This is a genomic window from Microbacterium sp. Leaf161, from assembly GCF_001423645.1.
GTDB classification, from domain to species: Bacteria; Actinomycetota; Actinomycetes; order Actinomycetales; family Microbacteriaceae; genus Microbacterium; species Microbacterium forte.
Map to the genome: position 1 here is coordinate 1,784,537 of NZ_LMOW01000001.1, position 11,205 is coordinate 1,795,741.

Below are 11,205 nucleotides of genomic sequence, written 5' to 3' on the forward strand. Positions count from 1 at the left end.
GGCACGATGCTTGCCCATGTCGTAGTGTCGCAGTGAGTCTTTGAGGGGGGATCTCGAATGTCAGAGCGGATCATGGTCACGCAGGCCGGCATGGACCAGCTGATCGACCAGCTGCGGGATGCGGTGCAGCACTTCACCCAGCTTCTCGAGACTCTCGATCAAGAGGTCTCCACGTTGCGCGGTCGATGGACCGGTGAGGCCTCCGACGCCTACGACCGCGCCCAGCGCGAATGGACGGCCAAGCTGACGGCGCTCAACGAACTGCTCGCCGAGCACCGGCACACGACCGTGCGCGCCCAGGAGATCTTCCAGGACGCGAGGCGCAAGAACGAGGCCCTCTGGTCCTGAGGCCCTCGGCTTCCCGCACGTCACGATCATTTGGAGTCATGCCATGTCCTGGAATCCCTACGCTTCGACGACTGAGAGTGCGGGAGACGCAGACGATTCCCACGCCGGAGTCGATGACACTGAGACGGTCACCGTCACGCTGCACGACGACGGCGACCTGAACGAGCTCACGATCGTCGACGACTGGCGGTCGAGGATCGATCCCGAGTCGCTCGCGGGCGCGGTGTTCACCGCGTACAGCCGCGCAGAGCGTGCGCGACTCGATGATGAGCGGGAGCGTGCGCGCCTCGACGCGGAGCGAACCGGCGGTGCGGAAACGCCCGGTGCTCCGGTCTCGTCGGTTCCCGACATCCCCGCCGAGCTCCTGATCGAGGTCACACGGGAACAGGCCGACTACGTCGCGACGTTCGACGAGTCCCTGCGTCAGCATCGACCGCTGACCAGTGCGGACGGCAACGTGACGGTCACCGCCGTCGGGGGCTCGCTCGGCGACGTCGCGTTCGACTCGACCTGGCTGCGCTTCGCGGTCGGGCGCGACATCGCCGAGACCGCGCGGCCGCTGGTCGCTCAGGCGATCCGCACCGGTGCCGAGATCGAGCAGGACATGCGGCAGAGGTTCCCCGCCGTGACCGAGTTCAAGCGCCTCCGAGCGCTCAAGGCCGCAGCACGCAGGTCGTGACTGCCGTGACAGATCCGATCTGCAGAATGAGGGGCAAGCGATGACAGACCTGGATACCGATGCAGTCGTCGGCGATCTTCGACTGGACGCCACGCGCTGGGACAACGTCTCGGGCGAGTTCAGTCGCGCCGTCACGATGATGTCGGAAGGCGCGACGCTGCCGTTCATGTCCTTCGACGGCATCACTCACGGACTGGGGGCCACGACGGCGTACAACGATGTGCTGGAGCGTCTGCGGACCCTTCTCGAGGGCGGTGTGGCGGAGACCGCGAGGATCGCGGAGGCACTTCGAGGCACCGCGACGAACATCGAGACGGCCGACCAGGACGCCAGCGGTGGGTGACCGGGGAGTGGGCCCCGTGCGGCGGAGCATCAAAGGTCATCGGTACTCGACGGAGGGTATGTAGCAGTGGGGATTCCAACCAGTCAGGCCGACTTCGACGCAGGAGTCGAGGAGATCACGCCGAAGATCGGCGAGGTCGAGACGAAGATCGACGAGTGCCAGGCGAAGGTCAGGGACATCGACTGGCCGTCGGGGTGGGAACGCCTCGGGCAGGGCCTGATAACGGCACTGTTCCCGATCGCCGGCTTCTACTTCGGAGCCAAAGACATCGAGCGACTCATCGCCGATCAGCCAGCCGTGCAGGCGATGCTCGAGCAGGCCGCAGAAGGGGCGGCCGATATCGCAGAAGAGGTCGCGCAGCTGCTCAGCCCCGGCAACCCCTTCGCGCTGAAGATGATGGCGAACGAGTGGGACAACATCAACACGGTGCTCACGGGCGTCGTCGGCAGCCTGGGCGACGACAAGTTCTATGCGACGGCCAGCTGGCAGGACGGCATGGGGCGCTACTACGCGAACGTGCCGGCGGGTCAGCGCGCCGCACTCGAGGGACTCGTCCCGCACGTCGAGAACATGCGGACGTACCTTCGCGAGCATTCCGACAACATCATCCGGCTGTGGTGGGACCTCTATGAGGAGGTCGTCTCGTTCGTGATCGACGCGATCCCGCTCGCATCGAAGTTCATCTCCGCGAACCCGATCAAGTGGCTCGACATGGCCGAGCCGATCGCGGACTGCATCGCGCGGGTTCTGGAGGCAGTCCAGAACATCGTCTCCCTGATCTTCGAGTTCGGCATGGCCTCCAACAGCAACCTCGAGAGCTTCCGCGCGAGCGCGTCGAACACGGCGGGCACCGACTTCGGCAAGTGGCCCGTCGCCCGGCTGTCCTGAGCGATGGGGCGTCCTCTCGCTCGCGGCCACCGGGTGCTCGTTCGGAGCGTCGCAGGGCGATCCGGGGGCGCAGGTCGTCACCGAGTTCTTCGATCGGCTCATCGACGGTGACGCCGTCGGAGCGGGCGCCCTTCTCGGCGACCCCTCTGTCGTGAGCCCGGCAGCGCTGGACGACGACGTCTACTCCGCGGCCGTGCGGCCCGTCGAGGCTCGGGTCACTGCGGTGACGGGGTCGTCGTCCGAGGCGTCCGTCTCGGTCGAGTATCGTCTCGACGGCGAATCCGAACCTCGCGACATCACAGTGACGACGACGACCCTGCGTTCGAGGGTGCGGTCGATGGGAACTCCGTCGTGTGGCGTCAGGAGGAACCGCTGGAGCTCGTCGCAGGAGACGAGGTGCGAGCGGGGGCTCCGCTCACTGTGAGCTTCACACGGACGAGTGGCCCACAGGAGGTCACCGTCGATGTCGACGCGACGGTGCAGCGCGACGAGTCCGGCGTTGTCGCCGCCGTGTTCGACTGAGTCGTGTTCGATATCGTTGAGCGCGGCTACGACAGCGTGGTGTTCGACTGAGGGTGCGAGCAGCCCGCGTCAGTCCCACGCCTCTTTACCGCTGCCCGGCCCGGGCACGTTGAGCAGCCCGCCCTCACGTTCGATCTCCAACGGATCCACGGCAGGCTGCTCTCTGCGGCGGCGCAGCACGATGAGGATGCCGAGCACACCGAGCAGGGTCGCTCCGCCGATGGTCGTGAAGAGCGCGGCCTCACGGGTGAGCAGGAACGGCGATGCGCCGTGGTCGGGATTCACGGCGGCGGCAGGCGGGCGCGCCGCGCTCTCGCTGGTGTCGAAGTAGGGGCTCACCGGCCCTCGGGTCGTCTCGTCCGGGAGCAGCTCGATGGCCGCGAACGGCTGGATGAATCCCCATCCGTTGACGTCGTCACGGTTGTCGGCGTCGTCTCGCAGGGCCGTGGCGGTGAGCCGGTACGCCCATCCGGCCGGTGGATCCTCGGGGTGCGCTTCGGCCACCAGAGCCGCGGCCGCGCTGGCGTATCCGGTCGCGAAACTCGATGCGGGGGCGTCGGCGGCGAAGATGCAGTCTCCACCGCCCAGCGCCGCGCTCAGCACATTCATTCCGGGAGCCGTCACGCCGACCTGCGGGCCGTGGATCGATGCATCGTTCGCGCGGCCGCTGGCGTCGGCGGCGCTGACTCCGAGCACCTGCTCATACCCTGCGGGGTAGCGAGCGCCGTCTTTCGCATCGGGGTCCGATGCCCTGTTGCCGCCGCTCGCCACGACCAGGGCTCCGACGGCTGACGCATGCTCCACCGCCGCACGGAGGTCGGGGGAGTCGGTCTCCTGCGAGATCGAGACGTTGATGATGTCGGCGCCGTTGTCGGCCGCCCAGTGGATGCCGTCCGCGATGCGCTGCGACGTCGGTCCGAAGCCCTTGTCCTTGTCCTGCTGCTGGTTGCTGCGGAACACCCGCACCGAGAGCAGACGGGCGTCCGGCGCGAGCCCGACGACCCCGGAACCGTCGACCGGCTGTGCCGCGATCTGGCCGGCGATCGCGGTGCCGTGCCCGGTGGTGTCACTCAGACCATCGGCGCGCTCGCCGTCGCCGACGAGATCCACACCGCCGATCACGACTCCGGCGAGATGCGGATTTCCCGCATCGATGCCCGAGTCGACGACGGCGACGACGACTCCTCTGCCTGTGGCGACGCGGTTGGCGTCTTCGGCGCCGAGCAGAGCGAGGGCCGGCGGGGCCTCGGGTGTGAACACCCTGGTGCCCGGGGTGCAGGCCTCTCCGGCAGTGGCTGCAGCCACGGTCGAGCCGAGTGTGGCCGCCGATGCCGGCGCGCTCGTCAAGACGGCGCCGAGTGCGATCGCGCCCACCAGGAGGGCGGGAAGGGCGGTTCTGCGTCGACGCATCACTTCGTCCCTGAGCCGGGCGACTCTCTGGCGGCTTCGGAGGTCAGCGCAGGGCCGGCGGCGAAGAACTCGATCCACGCGTCTGACACACGCCCGACGTCGTCGGGGGAGTAGCCGAGCTGAGCGATGGGGCCGCTCGCTGCGTCCTCCGCGCTCTGCTCCGCGGCGGCACCGGGGATCGCGAACGCGGTGCCTGATTCGTCGATGAGCACGGCCAGGGCCGCCGCGTCGTCAGACGCTCCACTCACTTCGACGAGGGCTCCGCCGCCGACCGAGACGTCGACGCCGGAGCGGTCTTCCGGCAGCTCGGTCGTGGTCGCTCCGAGCACGGTGCGAGCATCGTCGGTGACCATCGCGCACGGCGTCTCGCCCGCCGCGAGCGTCGTCAGCGGGAGAGTCGGCCAGTCCTCACCGCCGATGAACGGACGTGTCTCCACGTCTGCGATCTCCGCGGGAGACACCTCCTGCTCGGCGCCGGCCTCCTGCCCGCTGCCGAGAAGGTAGAGCTGGTAGGCGAGCGGGCTGAGGCGAGCGATCTCGCCGGTCGCGAGCGCCACATAGCGCTCCTCCTCGGGGCTGCCCTGCGTGTGCACGATCGTCCCCGCCGTCAGATCGGTGCCGGGAACCGAAGCTCCCATCGCGTTGAGACTGATCGGCTCGAGATCCTCGCCCGACTCGAAGAGGTTGAGCCAACGCCCGTCGACCTCGAGGATGTCGGCGGTGCCGAGTCCGACGGCGCGGAGCACGGCGTTGGCATCGTCCGACGGAACGGCGTATCGGAGACCGTCGGCGATCACGAACAGCTCGTCGCCGCGCTGGACGACGGCGCCGGTCCCGGTGGAGATCTCGGCGATCGGCGTGCTCGACAGCGAGACAGACGCACCCGCGGTGTCGTCGATGCAGGCCGTCCACGACGAGTTGATCAGGGCGCTCGGGGCCGGCAGGTCGTCCGGTGCGCCGAGGATGCCGATCGAGGGGCCGACCGGGATGCCGTCGAGTGCGGCCTGATCCGTGCGCACGACCTTGAACTCGCCGGCAGGGATCAGCAGTCGTGCGCTCGCCGTGTTGATCACCGGGTACAGCGTTCCCTCGACCGAGACGTAGCGCGCCCCGGTGTCGGTGGCGACGATCAGACGGTTGTTCTGCCAGTCGCCCGGGAGTCCAGGCTGCATGATCCCCCAGAACACCCCGACGAGGATGACGCCGATCGTGAGCGCGACTCCGGCGACGACCGCGCGCAGCGGCTTCGCGGGGTCGAGCTCCTTGCCCCCGGGGGCTCCACCGGTGAACGCCGAGAGCAGTCGTCGCCTGCTGAAGCCCTGGGCCTCGATCAGATCCTTCTTGGTCGCCATGGGTCAGACGAGCCCGGCCGTCGTGACGCCGAGCGGCAGCAGCAGCGCGAGGGCGATGACCTCGACCGTGTCGCCGAGCCTCGTGAGCCGCAGACGCGCCTTCGGCGTCAGCAGCGTGAGCCCGACCAGGATCACGGTGGCGACGACGAGGATGAGGAGCATCCAGGTGCGGACGTCGGGCAGGGCCAGTGCCACCGTGACACCGGTGACCGCGAGCCCGATCGCGCCGATCGCCATCAGCACGAGCACGCCGAGGCGGGCGTAGATCTGCCGAGACTGGAACATCATCCCGACGAACGCGAGCACGCACAGCAGGGCGCCGAAGACGCCGCTCGCAGCGACCAACGGCGTCGCCGTCAGGGCCGCGAGGCCCAGCGCTGCACGGAGTGCGATCAGGGTGCGCGTCCCTGCCGCTGCGCGACGCTTGACCTCGTCCGCGTCGATCGGCTCCGGCGCCGCGAACATGTCGGCATCGCTCTGCGGCGAGATGACCCGGATGCGCGTGGAGCTGAGCGCGAGCCACGGGATGCCGTTCGCGAGCAGCGCGGTGGTCGCGAGCATGATCGCGTAGGGCGCGAGTGCGTCGCCGAAGATCGCGGCCGTGGTCGCGGTGATGCCGATCGAGGCGCCGAGTGCGATGGGCACGAGATGGATCTCGGGCTTCTCCTGGGTCACGGCGAGGCCGAGGCCGCCGACGATGACGAGGCCCAGTCCCATCGCGGCGAGCGGCCAGCCCCAGATGCTCTGCACCGGAACGGCGAGGTAGCCCGCGAGTCCGCCGTAGGCCGCGGCGGTGAGTCCGAGCGCGTGCCCGGCTTCGGGCTGACGGAGGCGCATGAGCACGGCGGCCGCGACGCTGAGCACGATCGCCCCCGACGCCGCGATGATCGCGGGCAGAAGGGAGGTGGGCGGGGTCGCGACGAGCAGGAGCGCGCAGAGGGCGAGGAAGGTGAGGCTGACGAAGAGCGCGGTGCGCGAACTGTCTGTCGGCGTCCAGGAGCCGTGCTGCTCGGCCGTGGCGTCGATCACCGCTTCGACGACGTCGTCGTATACACGCGGCTCCTGCATCAGGCCGCCCCGCACGAGCGTCAGCAGCTCCCCGTCGTGCACGCCCTGCGCTGCGGCTCCGCGTGCGGGGTCGAGGGGTGTGCCGTCGGCTCGCTGCAGCGAGTAGCCGCCATGGGTGAGCGTCGGGTCGAGCACGCCGAGACTCCGAGCGAAGCCGGGGATGATCTCGACGAGCGGGATCTGCGATGGCACGCCGACATCAAGCCGGCGGTCGTCGCTGACGACGGAAAGCCGCAGCACGGTGCCTGCCGTTGCGCTCTGAGTCATGGAACGATGCCCCCTCCATGGTGTGCAACCGAGCGGGAGGAGACCCGTGGCTGCGCATTCCGCCTTTCACCCTAGTTGAGGCGTGCGGCAACGCGTAGTCGCGAGGCGGGACGATTTCTCCATCGACCGCACGAATGCTGTGCGGATACAGCTGGTGTTATGGCGCATCCCGCCGATGTGATCTAGCCTGGCTCCTGAAACGAATCGTGGGGGGTTGTTTCGAAGTCGTCCCAACACAGGGATGCGCTCCCCCGCACGTGTGTCCGTGAGGACCGGAGGGAGTGAGTTATGGCTGATGTCATCTCCGCAGAAGAAGGGGCTCTGCGCCGCGGAGCCCAGGCGGTGCGGGAGACCAAGTCCGGGATCGACCAGCAGACCAAGAAGGTCCGCAGCGAGATCGAGCAGCTGCGCGGCTTCTGGACGGGTGCGGCTGCCGCATCGTTCACGACGCTGATGTCCCGCTGGGACGAGCAGGCTCGTCAGCTGAACGAGGTCCTCGTGACGCTCGAGGATGCCCTCGCAGGCACCGAGCGCGACCAGGCCGCAACCGAAGAAGCTCACCAGCAGACCATCTCGGGCCTCGGCTCGATGATGGGTTCCTGAGCGACGACCACAGAGATTTCAAGGAGAACATGATGCAGTCGATGTCAGTTCGCCCGGAGCAGGTCAACGCTCTGGCAGCGCAGATCCGCAGCGGGTCGCAGGGTATCCGTTCAGAGCTCGACCGTCTCGAGTCCGAGGTCGGCAAGCTGCGTGCGGCGTGGGATGGTTCCGCGCAGCAGGCCTACGACCAGGCTCAGGCCAAGTGGAACCGTTCGCTGAGTGAGATGCAGCAGCTTCTCACGCAGATCGCGGGCAAGACCGAGGAGATCTCGGGCCAGTACGTCCAGACCGACAAGTCGGCCGCCGGGCGCTTCGGAGCCTGATCTCCGGCGCGGGCCCGACGCAGAGATGCGCCGGGCCCGCGCCGTCTGCTGTGCTGTTCGGCGATCGAGTCGGAGGGCGCAGCAGATGTCACGGGAATCGCCGTAGTCAACAGGGAGGGGTTGTCGATGGCCATCGCATTCGACTTCGAGCAGATCTTCGCCGAGCTGAAACGCATCGAGCGCGACATGCAGCAGTTCCCTGCCGCATCCGAGGTGGCCGTGTCTGAGGGCGGGTCATCGCAGGCCACCGCCGAGTTCCGGGTAGCCGTCACTCAGGTCGCCCAGGGCATGGGTGCCGTCACGGAGAACTCGATCGCCGCCCTCAACGACGCCAACCAGGCGATCCGACAGGCGGTCACGGAGATCGCAGAGCAGGATGCCGCGCTCGCGGATGAGGCGAAACTGATCCTGACCCTGCTCGACTCCGCCGGCCAGCAGACGCCGGCAGGCCAGCAGACGCCGGCCGGGCAGCAGACGCCGGTCGGGCAGCAGACGCCGGTCGGCGGGCAGACGGATGCCGCCGCCGAGGAGCCTGAGGAGATGGACTACTGATGACCCGAGTGCGGCGGTCGATCGCTGCAGTGATCGGCGTGGTCGCGCTGAGCATCGTGGTCGCGGTCCCGGCTGCCGCCGCCACAGACGCGTCGGAAGGCGGGCTCTGGTATTTCACTCGAGGCAAGGTGCAGGCGGCGATCGATGCGGGTTTCGACGGGTCCGGAGTCACGATCGCTGTGGTCGACACGCAGGTGAATCCTGACGCGCCGGGCCTCCGAGGGGCTGACCTCGAGGTGCGCGAGGAGTCGTACTGCTTCGATGCCTCCGGTGAGAGGTACGACGCGGTGTCGTCCGATTACATCGCTGCGAACCATGGCACGAATGTCGCATCGATGATCCTGGGCACGGGTGAAGCCGTCGGTGGGACGCCCATCAAGGGCGTGGCGCCCGGAGCGAAGGTGCTCTATTACAACTCGATGGTCACGTCGACGGCGCCCCAGGGCAACGACGTCGATTCCACGTGCCTCCAGGAGAACGGCGAGTTGATCGGCGACGGCGACACCCGGGAAGAGAGGAACCTCGCGTCGGGCCTGGCTCAGGCGATCTCGGATGCGGTGGATGACGGCGCCGACATCATCTCCGTCTCTCTGGGGGGTCTCGTCGACGCGTCGTATGCGGTGGCCAAGGCGCACGCGGCCGGTGTGGTCGTGCTCGGCTCTCTCCCGAACGTCGGCGGAGTGGGCGACTGGCCGTCGAGCTACAACGGGGTGATCGCGGTTCAGGCGTTCGGTCCTGACGGGCAGATCCAGTACTCGACGTACGACCCGGCGCTCGCAGAGCCGTCGCCCAATCTGAGCGACGACGTGATCATCGCATCGCCCGGACTCGACGTCATCGCGCAGGGGACCGCTGAATCCTGGGACGCACAGCAGTTGCGGTCCGGCACGTCGTTCGCTGCCCCGATCGCCGCGGGCTTCCTGGCTGTGGTGAAGCAGAAATATCCGGATGCCACCTCGAATCAGCTCATCCAGAGCCTGATCCACAACACGGGCACCAAGGGCGAACACGAGCCGAAGTGGGACAACAGCGGTGGGTACGGAGCGATCTCGCTCACGGGGATGCTCGCGGTCGACCCGACCAAGTATCCGGATGTGAATCCGCTCTTCGACGCGGAGAACGAGGACGCTCTTCCCAATCAGGCCACCGTGGACGAGGAAGCCCGGTCGCTCGAGGCGGAAGCCACCTCGCAGCCGACGAGCGACCCGGCCGGCGGGGCGTCGTCGGAGGGCGTCGACGCGATGCCGTTCCTGGTCGGCGGGGGAGTCGTGATCGCGATTCTCGTCATCGGCGGCGTGGTGCTCGCCGTGGTCCTGACGAGATCGTCTCGGCGACAGACGACACAACAAGGGGGAGACCATCGTGAGTAATCAAGGGGCAGGGCCCTACGAGACCGAGCTCGAACGGATCCGGGGGCTCGAGGACTGGCGGATTCCGAAGGCGGCGTCGTTGCGGACGGCACTCACGACGCTGGACCGCGCATTGGGCACTGTGCTCGAGTCGGCGGCGTGGGAGGGAAGCTCGGCAGAGGCTGCGCGGAGCGCGCTGGCTCGGCTGCAGCAGAACTTCCGGATGATCGAGACGTACGTGGGGCATCTCACCGACACGATCGAACACGCGAACACCTACCGCCGCAACGCCGCGGCCGCGGAGCTCCCGTCAGCCACCGTCGATCCGTTCTGGGCGAACGCGGCCAAGGTGGGATCGGTCGTCGTGCATCCGGTGCTCGGCCCGCTCGCCGCCGACAAGGCCCTCGATGTGATCGGCGGGTTCCTCGGCAACCAGCGTGAGGAGGAAGCGAAGAAGATCGTCGAGCAGATCGAGCGGGACCTCTCGCCGTCGGCGAAGTCGCTCACAAAGGCATCCTCGACGTTGGCGGATTTCGATCCGCGCGTCGCAGTACCCACCCCGCCTGAGAAGCCGGTCAACCCAGGGACGGGCATCGATGGTCCGCAGATCAGCTATCCCGGAGGAGGGTCGTCGCCTTCGGGTCCCGGGGCCGGCGGCGGCGGGCAGCAGCCCTCGACGCCGACGTTCCCGTCGCATCCCGGCGGCGGGGGTGGGAGCGGCGGCCTCAACCCCGGCGGCTGGGAGCCGACGTATCCCGGCGGCTGGGAGCCGACATACCCCGGCGGTGGCGAGCCGACGTATCCCGGCGGCTGGGAGCCGACCTATCCCGGTGGGGTGGAAGGCGTCGACCCCGACGGCTCGGGCAGCGGAGACGGCGACCCTTCGGTCGATCACCCCGGCGGCGGGGTGCTCCCCGGGGCGCCCATCGGCACGGGTGGTGGCGGTTACCCCGGTGGGGCCGGCGGACCTGGTTCTGGTGCGTCCCCGGGCGGTTCGCTTCCTGGGGCGTTCCTGCCCGGTGGCGGTGGCGGCCTGGGTGGCATCGTCGGAGGGGGTGCGGGAGCGGCGGCGATCGCCGCCAGCTCGAAGATCGCCAGTGTCGGCAGCATGGGAGGAATCGGCGGCTCGGCATCCGGCGCAGGGCTCAAGTCCGGCGGCGGGCTCCTCGGCAACTCCGCGTCCGGCGCTGCCGGCGGAACGGCCGCGGGCGGCACTGCTCGCGGTGGCGTCGGTGGTGTGGGTGGCGCGGGCGGCCCCGGTTCTGCGTCGGGCTCGGCCGGTGCCGGTTCGTCCGGTGCGGCCAGTGGTCGCCCCGGCATGGGCATGATGGGCGCCGGCGGAGCCGATGAGGAAGACAAGGCGAAGCGCTCCGGACTCGGAGGCCCGATCGCCCCCAAGCTCGAAGATGAAGAGGAGCGTGGTCCGCGTGCGAAGAGCGCGCAGGCCGGCTCCCGTGACGAGCACACAGACTGATCCACGGGGCGGCGGAGAGCGTGGGCG

The 11,205-nt window shown here is 68.7% G+C and carries 13 protein-coding genes; 10 read left to right on the forward strand and 3 right to left on the reverse strand.

Features of this window, described 5'->3' with window-relative positions; all coding sequences use genetic code 11:
* Positions 1–57: 57 nt before the first annotated feature.
* The 5 genes from ASF87_RS08665 to ASF87_RS17705 all read left to right on the forward strand — a co-directional run bounded on the left by ASF87_RS08665 (position 58) and on the right by ASF87_RS17705 (position 2,780).
* Positions 58–348 carry a WXG100 family type VII secretion target gene (locus ASF87_RS08665; RefSeq protein ID WP_056375513.1) on the forward strand — a complete coding sequence of 97 codons (291 nt, stop codon included), beginning with the start codon at positions 58–60 and terminating at the stop codon, positions 346–348.
* 43 nt (positions 349–391) lie between these two features.
* A complete protein-coding gene (locus ASF87_RS08670; protein ID WP_056375514.1) occupies positions 392–1,027 on the forward strand; it encodes a hypothetical protein in 636 nt (211 codons plus the stop codon).
* A 40-nt stretch (positions 1,028–1,067) separates the two neighbouring features.
* Positions 1,068–1,370, forward strand: a complete 303-nt coding sequence (locus tag ASF87_RS08675) for a hypothetical protein (RefSeq protein ID WP_056375515.1) — start codon at positions 1,068–1,070, stop codon at positions 1,368–1,370.
* Between the two features lie 66 nt (positions 1,371–1,436).
* The gene (locus ASF87_RS08680; protein ID WP_056375516.1) at positions 1,437–2,258 is read left to right on the forward strand and encodes a hypothetical protein; all 822 of its coding nucleotides are present in this window, start codon (positions 1,437–1,439) and stop codon (positions 2,256–2,258) included.
* A gap of 351 nt (positions 2,259–2,609) precedes the next feature.
* On the forward strand, positions 2,610–2,780 hold the full coding sequence (locus tag ASF87_RS17705) for a hypothetical protein (RefSeq protein WP_157550029.1): 171 nt from the start codon (positions 2,610–2,612) through the stop codon (positions 2,778–2,780).
* A gap of 69 nt (positions 2,781–2,849) precedes the next feature.
* Here ASF87_RS17705 and ASF87_RS08685 read toward each other — a convergent pair whose 3' ends face one another.
* Genes ASF87_RS08685 through eccD form a run of 3 tightly spaced genes read right to left on the reverse strand, consistent with a single transcriptional unit; the run spans position 2,850 to position 6,877 of the window.
* Positions 2,850–4,190, reverse strand: coding sequence for a S8 family serine peptidase (locus ASF87_RS08685; RefSeq protein ID WP_056375517.1), 1,341 nt, complete (start codon positions 4,188–4,190; stop codon positions 2,850–2,852).
* On the reverse strand, positions 4,190–5,542 hold the full coding sequence (eccB, locus tag ASF87_RS08690) for a type VII secretion protein EccB (RefSeq protein ID WP_056375518.1): 1,353 nt from the start codon (positions 5,540–5,542) through the stop codon (positions 4,190–4,192). The genes ASF87_RS08685 and eccB overlap by 1 nt, the downstream gene beginning before the upstream one ends.
* Positions 5,543–5,545: 3 nt before the next feature.
* Positions 5,546–6,877 carry a type VII secretion integral membrane protein EccD gene (gene eccD / locus ASF87_RS08695; RefSeq protein ID WP_056375519.1) on the reverse strand — a complete coding sequence of 444 codons (1,332 nt, stop codon included), beginning with the start codon at positions 6,875–6,877 and terminating at the stop codon, positions 5,546–5,548.
* A 288-nt stretch (positions 6,878–7,165) separates the two neighbouring features.
* Between eccD and ASF87_RS08700 the strand changes: the two genes are divergently transcribed.
* The 5 genes from ASF87_RS08700 to ASF87_RS08720 all read left to right on the forward strand — a co-directional run bounded on the left by ASF87_RS08700 (position 7,166) and on the right by ASF87_RS08720 (position 11,178).
* Positions 7,166–7,480 carry a WXG100 family type VII secretion target gene (locus tag ASF87_RS08700; protein ID WP_042542236.1) on the forward strand — a complete coding sequence of 105 codons (315 nt, stop codon included), beginning with the start codon at positions 7,166–7,168 and terminating at the stop codon, positions 7,478–7,480.
* Positions 7,481–7,521: 41 nt separating this feature from the next.
* On the forward strand, positions 7,522–7,803 hold the full coding sequence (locus ASF87_RS08705) for a WXG100 family type VII secretion target (RefSeq protein ID WP_079113895.1): 282 nt from the start codon (positions 7,522–7,524) through the stop codon (positions 7,801–7,803).
* A gap of 126 nt (positions 7,804–7,929) precedes the next feature.
* Entirely contained in the window at positions 7,930–8,355 is a 426-nt protein-coding gene (locus ASF87_RS08710) for a hypothetical protein (protein WP_056375520.1), read from the forward strand.
* On the forward strand, positions 8,355–9,725 hold the full coding sequence (locus ASF87_RS08715; protein WP_056375521.1) for a S8 family peptidase: 1,371 nt from the start codon (positions 8,355–8,357) through the stop codon (positions 9,723–9,725). The genes ASF87_RS08710 and ASF87_RS08715 overlap by 1 nt, the downstream gene beginning before the upstream one ends.
* Positions 9,718–11,178, forward strand: coding sequence for a WXG100 family type VII secretion target (locus tag ASF87_RS08720; RefSeq protein ID WP_157550030.1), 1,461 nt, complete (start codon positions 9,718–9,720; stop codon positions 11,176–11,178). The genes ASF87_RS08715 and ASF87_RS08720 overlap by 8 nt, the downstream gene beginning before the upstream one ends.
* Positions 11,179–11,205 lie beyond the last annotated feature (27 nt).

Coding starts and splice junctions, on each gene's coding strand:
- ASF87_RS08670 (WP_056375514.1), top strand. CDS start 392: ATGTCCTGGAATCCCTACGCTTCGACGACTGAGAGTGCGGGAGACGCA.
- ASF87_RS08665 (WP_056375513.1), top strand. CDS start 58: ATGTCAGAGCGGATCATGGTCACGCAGGCCGGCATGGACCAGCTGATC.
- ASF87_RS08700 (WP_042542236.1), top strand. CDS start 7,166: ATGGCTGATGTCATCTCCGCAGAAGAAGGGGCTCTGCGCCGCGGAGCC.
- ASF87_RS08675 (WP_056375515.1), top strand. CDS start 1,068: ATGACAGACCTGGATACCGATGCAGTCGTCGGCGATCTTCGACTGGAC.
- ASF87_RS08685 (WP_056375517.1), bottom strand. CDS start 4,190: ATGCGTCGACGCAGAACCGCCCTTCCCGCCCTCCTGGTGGGCGCGATC.
- ASF87_RS08710 (WP_056375520.1), top strand. CDS start 7,930: ATGGCCATCGCATTCGACTTCGAGCAGATCTTCGCCGAGCTGAAACGC.
- ASF87_RS08705 (WP_079113895.1), top strand. CDS start 7,522: ATGTCAGTTCGCCCGGAGCAGGTCAACGCTCTGGCAGCGCAGATCCGC.
- eccB (WP_056375518.1), bottom strand. CDS start 5,542: ATGGCGACCAAGAAGGATCTGATCGAGGCCCAGGGCTTCAGCAGGCGA.
- ASF87_RS08715 (WP_056375521.1), top strand. CDS start 8,355: ATGACCCGAGTGCGGCGGTCGATCGCTGCAGTGATCGGCGTGGTCGCG.
- eccD (WP_056375519.1), bottom strand. CDS start 6,877: ATGACTCAGAGCGCAACGGCAGGCACCGTGCTGCGGCTTTCCGTCGTC.